Genomic DNA, 18,021 nt, shown 5'->3' on the forward strand with positions numbered 1-18,021 from the left:
AGTCAGGACGGTTTGGGGATGACGGTCAAGCGAGCATTGAAAAGGGAACAAAACATAAACATTGTGACGCCGGGTCGGTGTGGAGTTCAGGAATGGATCATCTGCACATCATTTACGCCGGTTTGCGCACCGACCAAGGCCGGCGCTTGCGCGCCGCAGGCCAGGATCATTGTCCTGCCCGTCGCCGTAATCCGGAACCCGCCACCTCATGGCGCAGAGGTGGATATGCGCGCGAAGCCTGAAAGCGAGTGGCGCCCGGAAACCGTTACGGCTCGAGATCTGGTTCAGGATTCAAGCGTCGTAGCGACGATCTCCTGTATTGGCTGTGGCATAATCACGGAGATCGACCTCTGGCGGATCGGCAACAACCTTGCCGACACCTCCCTTCAGAAACTTCGCCTTCGTTGTCAGCGGTGCGGTGTGTACCCCCGGCAGGTCGAGGTCGCACGGCGAAACCCGAGCAGTGGCGTCTTCATTCTCGCCATTCCTCTAAAGCCATGGTGCTGGGACAGCGGCCACGACGAGGCCCAGCGCGACGCCCTTCAACGCGCCCAGAAACGCCGGGAAGCGCGGGCCGAGGCAGCGTCGCAGCAACGAATGACCAAGGTGGACCTGCCCGAGCCTGTTCGAGGCCGACGCCGAGATAACTGGCTTTAATGTCTGCCTGGCAAGACAGACAGATGATGACCGTTCAACACCGAGCCCGGACGACCTCTGAGCAGCCGCACAGGTGTCGAGAGAGGTCGAGCGACCGGATGTTCAAGACCCCCGCCGCACTAGCGCTCCTTGGGCTCCTGGGAGGGCTACAGGGGGTTCCTGGTGACGCGGAAGCGTCGACGACGGCGAGGCGTCCTCAAGCCGACCGCTTCACCTGTCAGGTCGCTTACGTGAACGATGGAGACACCCTACGCTGCAAGGATGGAACGCGGGTTCGGCTTCATGCCGTGGCGGCGAGGGAGTCTGACGAGACCTGCTCACCGGGACATCCCTGCCCCACAGCGTCGGCAGCGGCGGCAAAGGCAGAGCTGGAACGCCTAGTCAGCGGATCGACCATCAGCTGCCTCCGGGTTGGCCGCAGCTACAATCGCGTCACCGCGATCTGCTGGACCCCCAGAAACGTCGAAGTGAACTGCGCCATGATCCGGAGCGGCACCACCGTCGTCTGGGAACGGTTCAACCGTCAGGCGCCGATCTGCGCCGGGCGACCGGTATAAGGCTTTCGAGTTTCGGACTGCGGGATACGCCAGCGCGTAACCGATCCGATTGAGCAAACCTGGTTCCACCTCGTTGTTCTTATACCCCGGATCGGACGGACGTTCAGACTCAACGAATACGACCTCGATGCCCGACACGCCCCTATACCGACCGAGACGATCCGCACGAAAGGCGCACACCGGAAGCCATGAAACGGTCAAAGCCGACAGGGGTGTAAGGGATCTGTTCCCGACCTGTCGGCAATGAAGGCATCTGGGTGGCTATAGGCGCCCCAAACCTAAGACTTTGTCTAATGGCGCATCCTATGCGGGACGAACAGTCGCTGCTCCTGACGCTCGATGATGTCCCTGGTTTCTTCCTGCGTCATGTCCGGCGACAGGATCGAGAAGGCTTTCCGATCTTGCACCAAGGCGAGGTTGATCAGGCCCCACACACCGTCGTTTGCGAACCGCTTCTCCAGATCGTCCCGGATGGTATCGCGGGTCATCTGCGACTGGTCGCCATGGTGTAGACGAAGAGCCAGATCCTCCTTCGCCAACACCTCGACACAGCGGCAAACCAAGGCGCGTGCTCTTGTGGCTTCGTCGGCGGCGTCGCGGCGGGGAGCGGCCCTGGCGAAGCGCCAGTCAGGCTCCAGGTCGGTCCAGTGCGCTTCCTGCTTGAGGAACCAGTGCATGCGATGGAAGACGTACTTGATCGCTTTGCGCGCTGCGTCCTCGCTGACGACCTGATCCAGACCGACGTAGGACCGGAAGCGTGCTCGGTCGATGGGGTCCGAGATCCGTCCAGCGCAGCTTCGGGCGTCACGTTCCCACTGCTTCAGGGATACATTGTAGTGGGCCGTCAGAGCGTCGCTGAGCGCTATGCAGACCCTTTCCTTCAGCCCAGCAAGGAACGGCTCTAGACGGGCATCCTGGGGCACCTGGAGACTCATTTTCCGGATGCTGGTCTTGTTCAGGTCAGTCCGGATGATGTCGGTGATCCACCGGGCGATGTGGGCGTTGGCGAGGTCCCGGGTCTGCCAGCTGCCATCGAACTCGAAGGCTTCGGCGAAGACGTCGTCCCATTCGATGTCGAACGCCAATGGATCGGTACTGGTCTGGATGACCCTCCAGTCAGTCAGCTGGGTGATGAAGTCTGCCGCTTCCCAGGCGATAGGGGCGGTGATGTTGTCCGGCAGGGTGATGCTCGGTGTGGGGGTGATCATAATCTCGTCGCTCTCGACAGAGGGTTTGGCTTGTTCGGACTGGTTGGTCCGATTGAGGAGGTGCAGCCCGCCGTCCTTGTTGCCTTGAAGCTCCGGTCTCGGTCTCTTGGACCAGGCTCCTTTTTCAAGGAAGGATCGTCACCCTTCCTTTCAGGCAGCATTGGAACTGGAGGAGGAACGTCTTCCCTCTCCAGGTCCTCCGCTCGGATGGCGGACTGCGGTTGAGACGTGCCGACTGAGGCTTTGCCGCTTTTTAAACGGGCGACTAAGCCCCGTCCGGGCGTTGTCGCTTTTGGCGCCGGCTGGCACGTGGTTCACCGGGACCCCCGACGCCTGCCGCCATCATCCGATGGCTTGGATCGACTCGGAGGATTTCGCGCCGACGAAAGGTCGTGGCGCGTTGGCAGCGGCATAGCTTCAGAGTGTCAGAGCTTCAGAGTGTCAGAGCTTCAGAGCGTCAGAGCGTCAGAGCGTCAGAGCGTCAGAGCGTCAGAGCGTCAGAGCGTCAGAGCGTCAGAGCGTCAGAGTCTAGGCGAGGAGGTGGTTTGTCGAGATGAAAGCGAAGTCGGATTTAACGGCGTGTTTGGTGGAGTAGCGTTGCCATAGCGGCGCGGTCTTCAGGCGTTGGAAGTCAAAAGTGAGCGGTACGCGAGTCGGTGAAAGCGGATTTGTTGTTCTGGTCGGTTCGAGCGGTTGAAGTGGCTTGTTTCTGTCCTCGCCGATCCTCTCCCAAAGAATATTTCGGAAGGCGATTTCCTCCAGCGGACGGAGTGCGACACCGCCATGCATGTGCATGAAGGTGGAGCCCGTCTTCGTTTCGCCTTCGATGAAGCCGGCGATGAAAACCAGGTTGGGATCACGGTGATCAATGTCCCGGAGGCGCCGCCGAGACAGACCACGCATCTGGTGCGTGGCATCGCGGACCAACCGTTTGAGGGTTTCGGTCAGGGCGTCAGCGTCAAACCCGCTGGCAGACACGCCCGGCGAAATCGTCAGAGCGTGCGTGATGCCATGCGTGCGCCAGAGCTTTGCGTACGCTTCGGCCATGTCATGCGACATACCGTGATGCGCCAACGCACTCGGAGACCGAGGGGCGATATTAGCCATATAGATTGTGGGGGGGGCTAGGAGTTAGGGCAGGCGTACCCCGAGAAGTGGGGAGTGACAATAATATAGCCCAGCAAATCGATGTTGTCCAGCCTTAACTGTTGATCGCTCTGTAGACAGAGGCTCGCCCGATGCCGAGTTGCTTGGCAATCGCTGTGGCGCCGACGCCGGTCTTGACGAGCTTATTGATTTCGTCCGGATCGATTGTCTTCGGACGTCCCCTGTAGCGCCCTTCGGACTTCGCCTTTTCGATACCCTCCGCCTGGCGCTCTTTGCGGATGGCGTTTTCGAACTCGGCCATGGATCCGAGGATCTGGAGCATCAAGCGCCCTTCAGGCGTGGTGGTGTCGACCGCCCCCTGCTGCAGACATCGGAACCCCACGCCCTTGGCGTTCAGCTCCTCAATGATTCTACTCAGGTCTGAAATCGACCGTGCAAGGCGATCAAGCCTCGTGACCATGAAAACGTCACCCCGGCGGACGAAGCGAAGCGCGAGATCCAGTTGCTCTTGCCCAGCTCGACTCGTCCCAGACTTCTTTTCAGAAAACACCTCAGTGCAGCCAGCGGCTCGAAGCTGTTCTTCCTGGATGGCGACCGACTGATCCGTCGTGGAGGCCCTTCCGTAGCCCACGCATTCACCCACATCGCTCTCCGTCTCGAAAGGTCTAAACCTTGGAGAGTCTACCGTCCCAAAAACGGGAAACAACCCAAAAGAGGCGGCATTCGCAACCCAGAGAGGCGTCTCGATACGGTATACCTATGCAGAACGAAAGGTTGGTTGACGCCGCCCCGCCGCCCCGCCACAACCGTAGCGTTAAAAATACTCGGGAGGGGCGTTGTATGGAAGCGTTTGAACTGTCACGGCTCGACCCAGCAACGTTTGAGCAGCTAGTCAATATGTTGGCATTGCGCGTCTTGGGCGCAGGAGCCACAGGCTTTGGTCCTGGCGCAGACGGAGGGCGGGATGGATGGTTCGAGGGCGAAGCCCCCTATCCTAGCGAAACAGACCGATGGTCCGGTGTTTGGTACATTCAATCCAAGTTCCACAAACAGCATCTATCGAAAGATCCAAATAAATGGCTGCTGAGCCGGATCGAGGAAGAATTGAAACTCTTCTCCGATCCATCCGGGGACCGGCATTTTCCTAATAACTGGATAATCGCGACCAATATCGATCCAACGGGGAAACCTGAAACTGGCTCGTTTGATAAGGCACGCTCTTTGGTCGAGAGTGCGTTTCCAGCACATAGCGACAATTTCCATATTTGGGGCGGTTCGAAGATCATCGCCCTTCTTGCGGCTCACCCTGACGTAGCAAACTACTACGCTGACATGGTGACGCCGGGCCACGTAATAGCTTCAATGTATCGCAAGATCATAAACTCAGACGCATCCCGGGAAAGCGTGATACGCGACCTTGTTGTCACAAGATTTGACGACCACCAGTATACAAAGCTAGATCAGGCTGGATCTGACGCTGACAACAGACCAGGAATTCATTCTTTATACACCGACCTACCTTATCATTTTGGCAAATCTTCAAGAAAGCGAAAAGTTGCAGTAGATCTTGCCCACGCCTCATCACTGAACCACAATCTGACACCATCCGCACCTCAATCTGAAGCTTGGCAATCATGGCTACGCCATCCGAAGCGCAGCCGTGTTTGGTTCATAAAAGGCGGACCGGGACAAGGGAAGTCGACATCGACCCAGTTCTTGGCGCAAATCCATCGCGCCGCGATCATATTGGGTCCGCAAGGACCGGCAGTGACGCCAAAGCAAAGAGACCGCGCGGAGGAGGTAAGGGCACGCGCGATCGATGACGCAATCTGGCCGCTGGTCCCACGCGTGCCAGTTTCAATAGAATTGCGCCTTTTCGCCCAGTGGTTTGGTGCCAGGACATCAGGTCAATCCAAACGGATTATCACTTATCTTGCGGAGCAGCTGGCTGCCAGCATTGCCCAGCCAGTTTCGATCGGCGATCTGAGGAGCGCGGTTTCATCAGGTCGTTGGCTGTTTGTATTCGATGGACTGGACGAAGTACCAGGCGACGTAAAGGATGCTGTCGCCGATGAGGTGACATATTTCACCAACGATTGGCTTATTGCCCTACATGCCGACGCCTTGGTCGTATGCACTTCACGCCCCCAAGGCTACTCAGGTCAGTTCGATGAACTTGATCATGCAGCGGTAAACTTAGCCAAGCTCGATGTGCGCCAAGCCTTAGCTTGCGCTCGACCGGTTCTTCAGATTGGTCGGAGCGCCGCCGAGAGCGCAGAGTCAATCGCGATCTTAGAGGAAGCCGCCCAGAGCGCCACGATTCGAGAGATCATGACGACCCCCCTTCAGGCCCACATCATGGCCGTAGTGGTTAGAGGTGGAGGACGACCGCCCGAGCGCAAATGGCAGTTATTCGATAATTTTTACGAGGTGATCAAAAAGAGGGAAGCCAACAGGACACTCCCGAACCCTGCTTTGGCAGACATGCTGAGACGTGACAAACTATTGAAAAGCCTGCACGCCCGCCTAGGGTTTGAACTGCACTCCCGAGCGGAGACCAGCGCAGGCGCGACCACATCAATACCCAAGGACGAGTTCAAGATTATCGTCAAAGACGTGGTCGAGACTCTGCAAGAAGACGACATTAATAGCACCGTTGAAGTTGTCATGGAGGCCACTACAGATAGGCTTGTGTTAGTTAACACGCCAGAAAGTGGCAATTTTGTTAGGTTTGATATTAGACCACTTCAAGAATTTTTTGCCGCTGAGTATCTGTACGAAGCGGGTGGCCGCCAGGACTTGAAAGACCGACTCCTTCTATTGGCGCGAGATTCCCATTGGAGAGAGGTTCTTCACTTTTACATCAGCGCTCTGATCGAGGAAAATCGGAAGCCCGAAATCGCCGTGGTGATCGAGGTACTGCAGGAGGTTAACGAACGTGCGTTCGGCGAAGACTCGCGGCTCCTCTCGATGCGGTTGGCTCTTGGGGCAATTCAAACATCGAGAGTGATCGAAGAAGGAGTACTTGAGGAAGATAGACGCATCCGAGCAGACTTCCAATACTGCATATCTGCGCTATGTGGATGTGCCGATGCACTCTGGATCACTGAAGACGTATTTCCTCATCGAAGTAAATCTTGGCTCAAAAAGTTGTTTCTAAACGCTCTTTCTGAGCGCTCAGAGTCAGAGCTGCTTGGTGCCGTTCTCCTGCTCACCCGAATGGTAATGGATGATGAGGAAGAAATTACGCAGGTCACACGCTATCTGAACCAATCATCACTACAACTGAAGAGATTTGTGCTACAGACCCTCGCGATCCGCGCAGAGCCTTGGCAAGATTACCCGCCACTTCCAACTTGGATCCGTGCCTGGGCTTTGCAGTTGGTCGGTTCTGAGGGGTGGCGCCAGATCGGCGACGCTGCCGACGCTGCTTATACGATCATCTGTTCGCGCGATGAACTGCCCGACGAGGTCATTATCCGAGCAGGGCTCTCGTTAGAGATTGCCCCTACATTGAGAGCGATCTTTCGTAGCGCCCGCTATGTCGGTCGCCATCGCGTGCAAGAGATCAAAGAGGTGGAGATTGATCTCGCGGGCTTGGGAACCCTAACAATGTACGAATCTCAGCTCGCGCATGACATTCAGTCTTGGAGCAGCGACCACTGGAAAGCGCTTAGCCAAACCGAGGGCGCACTCCAGGGGTGCTACTTGGCGTTAGCTGCTTATGCCGAGGCAAATGGCGTGACTTTCGAAAATTTGGTTGAGTGGGCGCAGACAGATCTTGAAACTCTGACGCTGATGCCGGGTTCGATTGGGCCTTTCATTCGAGATCATCTCTCTGCTCAGTCCGAGGCATCAGAGAGGGAACCCTTTGGACGGGGATACCCAGGATATGAGACCTCGATAACTTTGGAGAGCAATTTCGACGATACCGATTGGGCGGATGGATTTGCGCGTTACCCGACGATAGTCGCCCACCTCTTATTCAGCCCGCACAAGGAGTCGATCACCATCCCTCAGTCAGCGGCAGACTTCTTCCAGACTGAAGAATCAGCATCGGCATTGGAAAAATTCATCTCCTCGGGATTTGCCGATAGGATGTTAATAGACTTCACGGCAACCTTAAGAGAATACTCGCCGCATCATGAGAATTTAATGCCGGCCATATCGGCTCGGGCAGCCCTCGTTCAGCCGCGCCGATACCTATCACCAACCAGACGCTGCACTTTATGTCTTCCGATTGACGATGTTCTGCTGCCCCATATTCTCCCCGGTGTCGCCTCACAAGGCTCAATGCTGCTGAGGGAGCGAGACTCGTCTAACTCTGTCGGTGATCGAATTAGACGTGAGCTGAAGGAGCGGTTCGCTCTGGATTTGAACATACTTATTTCGCTGGAGAAGGATTCGTTTTCCGGTCCGGAGCAACACCTTGCGGCGGCTGCTCTGTCCGCGTTTACGACGTCCGATCTAGATATGATCACCGAAGCCGTACGAAATGTTCTCCTTCTTGATTGGTCTGGCAGTGACGAAACGATCGCAAATATTCTCATGCTGTCACTCAGTGACGGCGTCATGGCCGGCGACGAAAGAGCTTGGTCCGCTGCGAGCGCGATATTAGAACGCACAAGGGATAACTATGATGTGAGGTACGGCTTTCACACGCTTCTACAACGATGGAGGGAACGAACCGCCGCGCCCGTGAATGATACCCTGTCGTCATTGACGTGGCACTGAGCAAGTCTGCATACAATTCAAGCAGATTGACCGCGTGCTATAGATCAATGGGGCCGTCGGCGCAGCCTAGATAGGTCGAGGCCCGGATAGGAGATCTTATCGATCGCGGTCTTCAGCGTCAGCAAGTCCACCTTCCCGTATCCGGCATGAACGTCACCCTCTTCGTGCCCAACGATTTCGTGTGACACGTCCTGCCGCACTTCGGCGGCACGCAGGCGCGAAATGACGGTATGACGCGTCGAGTGGAATACCAGCTTGCCGGGATCGTCGGGGTCATCGTCAGCGATGCGCTTGATCCACGCGAGAAACTTCTTCGACGGTCCGTGGCTGTAGTAGCCGCTCTTGTCCACCTTCAGCTCCGGGAACAAACGGTCGTAGCCCTCCCGCTTCCACGAAGCGATCTGGTCGATCAGTCCGAGATCAACGAGCTGCCGATGGATCGGCACTTTCCGGCGAGCTGCGTTGGACTTGATCCTCTGGTTTCGAAAGTCGTCGCGGATGTGGACATAGGTGATCCCGTCTTCTTCCTTCACGTCCGTCATCGCCAATCCGCACGCCTCGTTCAGCCTCATCCCCGAGAACACGCAGATCAGCGGCACCCAGTACCGATGATCGGCAACGAGAACGTCGCCCGAACGCGCCGAATTCGACCCGTAAAGCGCTTTCGCCCCTGTGAAGGCTGGCAGATCGAAGAAGCGCTGAAGCTCTTTGATTGAAAAATCGCGACGCTGCTCCTTTGGGTCCGACTTTCGCGGCGTCTGAGCGGAAATCCCGTCAAACGGGTTGCTCAGACCGGAACCAGCCTTTTTGTGGTACTCGCAGACACGACGGAGCGGGGTCAGGTATTTGCCGTTAATCGTGACTGGTCCAAGCGTTTTCTCGTCGCCATCGGCTTTTGCTTTCGCGGCGCGCTCGGCGAAGCTGCTTAAGCCCCTATATTCAGGTCTAACATTCGCGTTGGCGGGCTGTTCGGACAAAGCGACCTGAAAATCGCCTGCGATCTCTGGCGTTATATCCGCAAGTGTTGGGTTTCGCCCTACCCAATTGATGAAGACATCAAAGGCGTTTTGATAATCCGCGCGCCGTTTAGGCTTGAAATTATCCGTCTTCGCTATTGCGTGGAGCGCCTGTTGTGCGGCGACGGTGAACGGCAACAGGGCTCGTCGCGAGTGTCGAGGTGACGGCAGCGAAGGCATCGCCGGTTGCGACGCAATCCTTTTGTCTAAGGCCGCCACGACATCTTCGACGGGATCCCGCTCCAAACCGGGGCGCCAAGAAACGCTATCTCGCTTCCCCGATGCCTGAGCGAAATCAGCGTGCGCTCGGGCCATCGACCGAACAGCCAGGTCGAAGGCATCACTATTCGGATCGACCGACAGGCCGGCTGCATCCAACAGGCTGATCACGTCCTGGCGAGCAAGGCTGAGATCACCTGTAGCGAGCCGCTTGGCACTGTCCTCGTATCGCTGGTGTCGAAGACCCCGTCGGAGGTGGATCTCGTTTACATCAGTGATCAGCTTCCTCGGCGATCCTGTTCGAGCAGCTATCACAGCTTCACTCGACGCATCGAGTTCGTCCAGATCTTCGCGCGAAAGCGTCTCTACAACGACGCTACCCGCGCCGACCGGATCCGGTTCAAGGATAACGGCAGCGAGCCATTCACCCTCCCGATCTTGCTCGGTGCGACGCCGGAGAACGGCATCCTCATCCAGGTTGCTACGAAGCCAACGGGCAATTAACGCGTCGATATCGGCTCGGGTCGGCCTAGGCGTACTTAACATGAGGAGCTCAAGATCGCGCCATAGAGCTTCCGTCAAGAGGGCCGCTACAGAAGCTCGCTGACGCGCTTCGCGCCCGTCCGGCGTCCGAAGTGACCTCCATAGCTCCTTTCGCTCCAGCAGCGTCGTGAACCGTGCTGGAACACGTGTCCGGAAGTAGTAGGAAGCACCGCGTCGGAAGACGTTCGTGACCAGCGGCATAGGGCCTCGCGTAGCAGCTGTGCGTAGCAGCGCCGCTGAGGCAACTCTAAGTCATTGTAAGATAACGCCTGGTGGAGCCGAGGGGAGTCGAACCCCTGACCTCGTCATTGCGAACGACGCGCTCTACCAACTGAGCTACGGCCCCGTTTCCATTGCTGGGTCGGGCCTCCAGGCGAGCGCGGGACATAGAAGGCGGGCGGGCGTGGTGTCAACGGGCTTGTGCGCGCAATCGAAGCAGGCGCGCACGGAAGATTGTGGGATGGGCCGGGTACGGCTAGAAGCCGCAGTTCGCGCCTTGCAGGAGAATACATATGGGCACCGCCCTGGTCTGGCTTGTGAACACCGTCATCGGCCTGATGGTCTGGTTCATCATCATCCAGGCGATCCTGAGTTGGCTGTTCGCCTTCGACGTGATCAACCACCGCAACCGGTTCGTCAGCCAGATCGCCGACTTCCTGGATCGGATCACCGCCCCAATCCTGGAGCCGTTCCGCCGAATCATTCCGCCCCTGGGCGGCATCGATATTTCGCCGATCGTGGTGCTGCTGCTGCTGCAGTTCGTCCGCATCCTGTTCAACGCCTCCGCCGCCCCGATCCTGATCGGGATGCTGGGCTGAGGCGACACGGCGGCCGGGATTCCGACGTCCAGGGGCGATTCCGCCCTTGCGCCGCGCCGCCAGCTTCCTAAAGGTGCCGGCCCCGACCATTTTTGACCACGGTTCATGAGCACGATCACCACAGTCGCCGTCCTGGGCGCCGGACAGATGGGCGCAGGCATCGCCCACGCCGTGGCCCTGGGCGGCTATTCGGTCCGACTCTATGACGTGACCGCCGCCCGGCTGCCGCTGGCCCAGGGCGAGATCGCCGCAAGCCTGTCGCGCCATGTCGGGCGCGGCCTGGTCCCCCAGGCCGACGCCGACGCCGCCCTGGCCCGTATCAGCGTCACCGAGGACATCGCAGACGCCGTGGCCGGCGCCGACCTGGTCATCGAAGCGGCGCTGGAGGACGAGGCGGTCAAGAAGGCGATCTACGCCCAGGTCGCGCCCCATCTGGGACCGCAGACTCTGCTGGCCTCCAACACCTCGTCGATTTCGATCACCCGCCTGGCCTCGGCCTCGGACCGGCCTGACCGGTTCATCGGTCTGCACTTCATGAAGCCGGCGCCGGTGATGAAACTGGTCGAGATCGTGCGCGGCATCGCCACCTCGGCCGAGACCCATTCGGCCGCCGTCGCCTTCGCCGAGAGCCTGGGCAAGACCACCACCGACGCCGAGGACTTCCCCGCCTTCATCGTCAACCGCATCCTGGTGCCGATGATGAACGAGGCGATCTTCGCCCTGTACGAGGGGGTCGGGAATGTCGCCTCCATCGACAAGGCGCTGCGCCTAGGCGCCAATCATCCGATGGGGCCGCTGGAGCTGGCGGACTTCATGGGTCTGGACGTGGTCCTGGCCATCATGAACGTGCTGTACGACGGCCTGGCCGACAGCAAATACCGCCCCTGCCCCCTGCTGGTGAAATATGTCGAGGCCGGTTGGCTGGGCCGCAAGAGCGGACGTGGCTTCTACGACTATTCCGGCGACACGCCGGCGCCGACGCGATGAGCCGGTTCGAGAGCTATAGCGACCTGCCGGGTCAGGCGACGATCCATGCCCGCCCCACGCCCCTGTACCCAATCCTGGCGTCCGTCGCCGGCGCCGCCTGGCCGCCCCTGCTGCTGACCCTGCCCTTCTGGCCGCCCAAGACCGTCGGCGTGGGACGCGATCTGGACTGGCGGCTGCTGGTGCTACTGATCGGCCTGGTCGTGGTGCCCGTCGCCCTGTGGCGCATCATCGAGGAACGCCGGCGCAGCGGCCGGCCGGGGTCGCGGCTGGGCGTCGTTTGGCGGTTCATGCTGTTCGGCGGCCTGGCCGCAGCGGCGGTTCAGGTGTTCTGGGTCCTGGGGATGACCCTGTTCGGCTGGTTCGAGGCCGGCGACGTGATGCAGGCCCTGGGCGCGACCGAGACGACCTTGCTGATCTTCGGCGTCGGCGGGCTTCCGATCGCCATGGTCGTCGGCGTCAGCTATGCGCTCTGGGCGGGGCTTTGCGCCGCCTTCATCGCCTTCGAGGCCAAGCCGGCCGTGAAGGACAGACTGGGCCTGATGCCGAAAGCTTGAGCAACGCGGCGGCCTGACCGCAGGGATTGGGGGATCCCATGTCGATGGAAACACAAGCGAACGAAACGACGCCGAACCAGAGCGGGGCCCTGGCGCCCGTCAAGTCGGAAGCGCGCATCGTCACGCTGGACATCATGCGGGGCCTGGCCGTTCTGGGCATTCTGGCGGTCAATGTCGTGTCGTTCGGCCTGCCCTTCATGGTCTACAGCAATGCGGACCTGAGCCCGTTTCCTGTGACCGGGCCCAACGCCGTGGCGCGCTGGGCCGTGGACGTCTTCTTCCATCAGAAATTCATCACCCTGTTCTCGATGCTGTTCGGCGCCTCGATCTTCCTCGTCGGAGGCGACCGCGATGACGAGGCCCGCGGCCGGCTGCTGCGTCGCCGACTGTTCTGGCTGGCGGTCATCGCCCTGATCCACGGGCTGGCCTTCTGGTACGGCGACGTCCTGCTGCTCTACGCCTGGTCAGGCCTGTTCGTGATGCTGATGCGATCAATGCCCGCCGCCGTGCTGATCGGGGTCGGTCTTGGGGTGACCTTGTTCCTGGGGGCCATGCAGGCGGGGCTGGCCTGGCTGATGGTCGCCGGGCCGCCCGAGGTCGTCGAGGCGATGAAGCAAGGCCAGCCGCAGGACACGCTTGAAGCCGTGCAGGCCGCCATCGCCGCCTATCGCAGCGGTTGGGCGGGCGCCATGGGCCAGAATCTGATGTCGTGGGCGTTTCTTCAGGGCGCCAGCCTGACGATGTTCGTCTTTTCGACGGTGGCCCTGATGATGACGGGTCTGGGTCTGTTCAAGGCCGGCTTCCTCAGCGGGCGGGCGCCGACCTGGCTTTATCTGGCCGTGCTCGCTGTGGGCGCCGCCGTCCTGGCCCTGCTGGGCGTACTGGAATGGCCCGAGATCATGGCGCCGAAGGGCGCCCACCCGACACGGGGGCTGGCGGAGGTCGTCGCCTCCTTCCCCATCTTCGTCACCCTGGCCTATGTCAGCCTGATCGTGCTGGTCGCCCGAAAAGGCCCTTCCTGGCTGGCGCCCCTGAGGCCCGTGGGCCAGATGGCCTTCACCAACTACCTGTCCCAGACCCTGATCATGACCACCGTCTTCTACATGCCGTGGGGGCCCCGCCTGTTTGGGCAGGTCGATTATGTCGGCATGTGGGGGCTGGTGGCGGCCGTTTGGGCGCTGCAGCTGATCTGGTCGCCGCTGTGGCTGTCGCGGTTCAGCATGGGGCCGCTGGAGTGGGTCTGGCGTTGTCTGACCTACGGTCGGCTGGTGCCGATCCGAAAAGAGGCCTGATCGCGCTTTTATCGCAGGCGCGAAGGGATTAACTGGGGGCCATGGCCGCCCCGGATACTCCCGCCGAAACCTTCAAGCGCGCGCTGGGCCATGCCGCCCGCGCCCTGGCCGAACAGCCCGAGCTGGAGGTGGTGTTCGGTTCGGATGGTCCCAAACTGGTCGGCGGGGTTCTGACCCTGCCGCATCCGCCGCGCGATCCCTCGGGACCCGAGAGCGCCTCCTTGCGAGGTCAGGCCGACCGTCTGGCCCTGCGCCTGGCCAATCACGACACGGACATCAACGCCCGCATGCGGCCGCTCGACAGCAAGGCGGCCGAGGTGTTCGACGCGGTCGAACAGGCGCGGGTGGAGGCCGTGGGCTCGGAATATCTGGCCGGGGTGCGCGACAATCTGGGCGCCGCCCTGTTGACGCGGCTCGAGAAGACCGGCGCCCTTCGCATCGCCGAGCCGGACCGGGTGCCGGTGTCCGAAGCGGTGGCCCTGCTGGTCCGCGAACGCCTGACCGGCCGCCCTTCGCCGGACGGCGCCAAGTCCATGCTGGACCTGGTCCGCGCCGGCATCGAGGCCAAGGCGGGAGAAAAGCTGGACGCCCTGGCGGCGACCGCGGCCGACCAGGCGGGCTTCGCCGAGAAGATGCGCGACGTGCTGCGCGCTCTGGACCTGGATCCCGGCGACGGACGCGGCGAGGACACGTCCGAGGACCCCGGCGACGAGGAGCCGGATCCCCAGGAGCCCGACGCCAGCGACGAACCCGACGAGGACGAGGACGAGCAGGGCGGCGAGGGCTCCCAGTCGATGGAGGGCGACGCCGATGATCAGTCGTCGGAGCAAGAGCGCGAAAGCCGCCCCGAGGGCGCGCCCGCCGACCCCGACGGCGACGGCGCCGAGGACGGGCCGGAGCTGAACGAAGGCCAGCAGCCCAATCGCCAGCAGACCGCCGACGACGGCCGGGCGGTCGACTTCTACCGCGTCTTCACCACCGCCTATGACGAGGTGGTGGACGCCGCCGACCTGTGCGACCCGATGGAGCTGGAGCGGCTGCGCAACCTGCTGGACCAGCAGTTGACCATCCTGTCCAGCGTGGTCTCTCGCCTGGCCAACAAGCTGCAACGCCGCCTGCTGGCCCAGCAGAACCGCTCCTGGATGTTCGATCTGGAAGAGGGAATGCTGGACACGGCGCGCCTGACCCGGATCGTGACCGACCCCACCGCCCCCCTGTCGTTCAAGGCCGAGAGCGAGAGCCCGTTCCGCGACACAGTCGTGACCCTGTTGCTGGATAACTCCGGTTCGATGCGCGGGCGACCGATCATGGTGGCGGCGGTCTGCGCCGACATCCTGGCCCGGACCTTGGAGCGGTGCGGGGTCAAGGTCGAGATCCTGGGCTTCACCACCCGGGCCTGGAAGGGCGGACAGAGCCGCGAGGCCTGGATCAGCGCGGGCAAGCCCGCCAATCCGGGCCGCCTGAACGACCTGCGCCACATCATCTACAAGGCCGCCGACGCGCCTTGGCGCCGGGCCAAGAAGAACCTGGGCCTGATGATGCGCGAAGGCCTGCTGAAAGAGAATATCGACGGCGAGGCCCTGCAATGGGCGCACAATCGCCTGCTGGCCCGGACCGAGCAGCGCCGCATACTGATGGTCATTTCCGACGGCTCGCCGGTCGACGACTCCACCCAGTCGGCCAACGCCGCCCTCTATCTGGACAAGCACCTGCGCCAGGTGATCGCCGAGATCGAGGACCGGTCGCCGGTCGAGCTTCTGGCCATCGGCATCGGCCACGACGTGACCCGCTGGTACCGCAAGGCCCTGACCATCGTCGATGTGGAACAACTGGCTGGCGCCATGACGGAGAAGCTGGCGGAACTGTTCGAGGCCGAAAGCGCCGCTGTTCCGGCCCGGCGGGTGCGCAAGAAGCTGGCCGCATGAGCCGGTTGCGTCGCCTCGCCGTCGCCTGGGCCGCCCTAGCGCTGACGGCCTGCGCCGCCACCCTCGGCCCGCCCCAGCCTGATCTTTCCCACGGCGACGGCTGGACCTTCGCGCCGGCGGAACTGAAGACCGTCGGCCTGGGCCTGCCTGGGGCGGTGCTGGCGCCCGACGTCCGTTTCGCCGGCGGGGTGGAGATCGTCGCGGGCCTGGGCTCGCCCCTGCACGGGCTTTCGGACCTGAAGCTGACCGGCGACGGGGGTTTCGTGGCCGTGTCCGACGCCGGAGATCTGGTTCGGGGCGTGCTTCGGCTTGACGCCCAAGGACGACTTGTGGGCGTCGATCGCCTGGCGTCGCGTCGCTTGACGCTGGAGAATGGCCAGCCGATCGCCGACAAGATCGACGGAGACGCAGAAGGCCTGGCCCTAACCCGCTCCGGCGATCTGCTGATCAGTTTCGAGCGCCGTCACCGCATCTGGAACTACGGCCCCCTGTCCGCCCTGCGCGCACCGGCGCCTGTGTCGGCGCCCGACGCGGCCTTCCCCGAAAATGAGGGTATGGAAGGTCTGGCCGCCGCCCTGCCGCGCCAAGGCGAAGGCTGGCGCGCCCTGGGCGAAGGGGGCGGCGTGTGGGACTGCACGGCCGAACGGTGCCGCATGGTCACCCCGCCACCGGCTGAAGCGCCGAAAGACAGCGACTATCGCTCCACCGGCCTGGATCGCGATCCCTCGGGAGAGGGGTGGTTCATGGTCGAGCGTCGCTATTCGCCGCCGTTCGACATGCGCGGACGTATTCGCCGATTGGCGCCCGATGGGACTCCGGGTTCGGTGCTGGTCGAGTTGAAACTGCCCGGCACGACCGACAACTTCGAGGGCGTCGCGGCCGAGCGGCGGGGCCAGGGCACACGGCTCTATCTGCTGTCAGACGACAACGCCAACCCCGCCCAGCGCACCTTGCTGCTGGCCTTCGACCTCCGATAGGTCAGGCCGCGCCCGCCCATTGGGCGTTTTCCGGTTCGCCCTCGACCGCCAGCAGTCCCTTGACGAAGGCGTCGCGCCAGATGCCGACGTCGGTGTCGCGCACCACCTGCATCAGGGCCTCCCATTTCCGGATTCGCTCGGACAGGGGCATGGTCAGGGCCTTCTGGATGGCGTCCGAGAGCTCCTCGCGGCTGTAGGGATTGACCAGCAAGGCCTCGCCCATCTGTTCGGCGGCCCCCGCAAAGCGCGACAGGATCAGCACGCCGGGATCTTCCGGGTTCTGCGAGGCCACATATTCCTTAGCCACCAGATTCATTCCGTCCCGCAGCGGCGTCACCAGCCCGACGCGGGCCGCCCGATAGATGCCCGCCAACTGATCGCGGCGATAGGTGCGGTTCAGATAGCGGATCGGCTGCCAGTCCATGTCGCCGAAGGCCCCATTGACCCGACCCGCCAGCGAGTCCAGCCGCGCCCGCAGATCCTGATACGAGTCCACGTCGTCGCGCGAGATCGGCGTCACCTGCAGCAGGAAGACCTCGCCCCGCATCGAGGCGTTGTCGTGCAGGAACTGCTCGTAGCCCAGCAGCCGCTCCTCCAGCCCCTTCGAATAGTCGAGCCGGTCCACACCCACGATCATCGACCGGAAGGCCGCCGAGGCCGCCATCCGGTCGTAGGTCCGGGCCCCCAGGGTCGAGTTGCGCGCCGCCAGGAAGCCGTCCACGTCGATGCCGATGGGGAAGACGCCGGTCTGGACCCGTCGCCCGAAACACTCCAGCCCGCCATGACCAAACAGTTCGCCCTGGGCCTCGCTGACCACATAGTCGGTGAACAGATCGCTCCATTCCTGGGTGTGGAAACCGATCAGGTCGAAGTCGAACATCGACTCCACCAGTCGCCGATGATGCGGCAGGGTGACCAGCAACTGACGCGCCGGCCAGGGCGTGTGCAGGAAGAAGCCGATCCGATTCCTGATCCCCAGGCGGCGCAGATCCCGCGCCATCGGGATCATGTGATAGTCGTGGATCCAGATGATGTCGTCCGGCTCGATCACCGGGGCCAGAACCTCGGCGAACCGGCGGTTCACCCGCTCATAGCCCTCGCCATAGGACCGTTCGTACTGCGCCAGGTCGATCCGGTGGTGGAACAGGGGCCACAGGGTCTTGTTGGCGTAGCCGTTGTAGTATTCATCGACGTCCTGGGGCTCCAGATCGACCAGTCCGACGGTGACCCCGGCCCGGTCTTCCACCTTCATCTCGCCGGTGAAGGTCTCGACCGTCTCGCCCGACCAGCCGAACCAGAGGCCGTCGTATTTCCGCAGGGCGGCGGACAGGGCCATGGCCAAGCCGCCGGCCGAGCCGGCGGCAGGATCGGAAGGGGCGGAAACCCGGTTGGATACGACGATAAGGCGACTCATGACTTCACTTCGG

At 61.7% G+C, this 18,021-nt stretch carries 13 protein-coding genes, 1 tRNA gene and 1 pseudogene; 8 read left to right on the forward strand and 7 right to left on the reverse strand.

From position 1 onward, the window contains the following. Positions 1-18: 18 nt before the first annotated feature. A complete protein-coding gene (locus ACW17X_RS10150) occupies positions 19-657 on the forward strand; it encodes a hypothetical protein (protein ID WP_492097073.1) in 639 nt (212 codons plus the stop codon). 847 nt (positions 658-1,504) lie between these two features. On the opposite strand, the gene ACW17X_RS10155 is transcribed toward ACW17X_RS10150, so the two are convergent. From ACW17X_RS10155 to ACW17X_RS10165, 3 genes are all read right to left on the reverse strand, one after another. Then, positions 1,505-2,422: a hypothetical protein gene (locus ACW17X_RS10155; protein ID WP_492097075.1), complete on the reverse strand. Its 918-nt coding sequence runs from the start codon at positions 2,420-2,422 to the stop codon at positions 1,505-1,507. A gap of 528 nt (positions 2,423-2,950) precedes the next feature. Beyond that, positions 2,951-3,481 carry a hypothetical protein gene (locus ACW17X_RS10160; protein WP_492097076.1) on the reverse strand — a complete coding sequence of 177 codons (531 nt, stop codon included), beginning with the start codon at positions 3,479-3,481 and terminating at the stop codon, positions 2,951-2,953. Between the two features lie 142 nt (positions 3,482-3,623). Then, the gene (locus ACW17X_RS10165; RefSeq protein WP_492097078.1) at positions 3,624-4,172 is read right to left on the reverse strand and encodes a recombinase family protein; all 549 of its coding nucleotides are present in this window, start codon (positions 4,170-4,172) and stop codon (positions 3,624-3,626) included. Positions 4,173-4,369: 197 nt separating this feature from the next. Between ACW17X_RS10165 and ACW17X_RS10170 the strand changes: the two genes are divergently transcribed. After that, a complete protein-coding gene (locus ACW17X_RS10170) occupies positions 4,370-8,263 on the forward strand; it encodes an NACHT domain-containing protein (protein WP_492097080.1) in 3,894 nt (1,297 codons plus the stop codon). A gap of 44 nt (positions 8,264-8,307) precedes the next feature. On the opposite strand, the gene ACW17X_RS10175 is transcribed toward ACW17X_RS10170, so the two are convergent. The 3 genes and pseudogenes from ACW17X_RS10175 to ACW17X_RS10185 all read right to left on the reverse strand — a co-directional run bounded on the left by ACW17X_RS10175 (position 8,308) and on the right by ACW17X_RS10185 (position 10,387). Next, the gene (locus tag ACW17X_RS10175; protein WP_492100461.1) at positions 8,308-10,044 is read right to left on the reverse strand and encodes a site-specific integrase; all 1,737 of its coding nucleotides are present in this window, start codon (positions 10,042-10,044) and stop codon (positions 8,308-8,310) included. A 21-nt stretch (positions 10,045-10,065) separates the two neighbouring features. Further along, positions 10,066-10,242: pseudogene (locus tag ACW17X_RS10180) on the reverse strand (DUF6538 domain-containing protein); the annotation flags it as partial. A 69-nt stretch (positions 10,243-10,311) separates the two neighbouring features. Beyond that, positions 10,312-10,387 (reverse strand) — tRNA-Ala (locus tag ACW17X_RS10185). 166 nt (positions 10,388-10,553) lie between these two features. On the opposite strand from ACW17X_RS10185, the gene ACW17X_RS10190 reads away from it, so the two are divergent. The 6 genes from ACW17X_RS10190 (at position 10,554) to ACW17X_RS10215 (ending at position 16,594) form a co-directional block, all read left to right on the forward strand. After that, positions 10,554-10,859 (forward strand): YggT family protein, encoded by a 306-nt coding sequence (locus tag ACW17X_RS10190; RefSeq protein ID WP_492097082.1) that lies wholly within the window; start codon positions 10,554-10,556, stop codon positions 10,857-10,859. A gap of 105 nt (positions 10,860-10,964) precedes the next feature. Beyond that, on the forward strand, positions 10,965-11,846 hold the full coding sequence (locus ACW17X_RS10195) for a 3-hydroxybutyryl-CoA dehydrogenase (RefSeq protein ID WP_492097083.1): 882 nt from the start codon (positions 10,965-10,967) through the stop codon (positions 11,844-11,846). Next, entirely contained in the window at positions 11,843-12,400 is a 558-nt protein-coding gene (locus ACW17X_RS10200; protein ID WP_492097084.1) for a phthalate transporter, read from the forward strand. The genes ACW17X_RS10195 and ACW17X_RS10200 overlap by 4 nt, the downstream gene beginning before the upstream one ends. A gap of 38 nt (positions 12,401-12,438) precedes the next feature. Beyond that, on the forward strand, positions 12,439-13,692 hold the full coding sequence (locus ACW17X_RS10205; RefSeq protein ID WP_492097086.1) for a DUF418 domain-containing protein: 1,254 nt from the start codon (positions 12,439-12,441) through the stop codon (positions 13,690-13,692). Between the two features lie 41 nt (positions 13,693-13,733). Next, on the forward strand, positions 13,734-15,617 hold the full coding sequence (cobT, locus tag ACW17X_RS10210) for a cobaltochelatase subunit CobT (RefSeq protein WP_492097088.1): 1,884 nt from the start codon (positions 13,734-13,736) through the stop codon (positions 15,615-15,617). Further along, a complete protein-coding gene (locus tag ACW17X_RS10215) occupies positions 15,614-16,594 on the forward strand; it encodes an esterase-like activity of phytase family protein (protein ID WP_492097090.1) in 981 nt (326 codons plus the stop codon). Before cobT ends, ACW17X_RS10215 begins: the two co-directional genes overlap by 4 nt. A gap of 1 nt (position 16,595) precedes the next feature. Here the strand turns inward: ACW17X_RS10215 and ACW17X_RS10220 are convergent, their stop codons facing one another. Beyond that, complete coding sequence (locus tag ACW17X_RS10220; protein ID WP_492097092.1) at positions 16,596-18,008, reverse strand: alpha,alpha-trehalose-phosphate synthase (UDP-forming); 1,413 nt, start codon at positions 18,006-18,008, stop codon at positions 16,596-16,598. Positions 18,009-18,021: the final 13 nt, after the last annotated feature.

The organism is Brevundimonas sp. FV1ye4L (genome assembly GCF_058681255.1).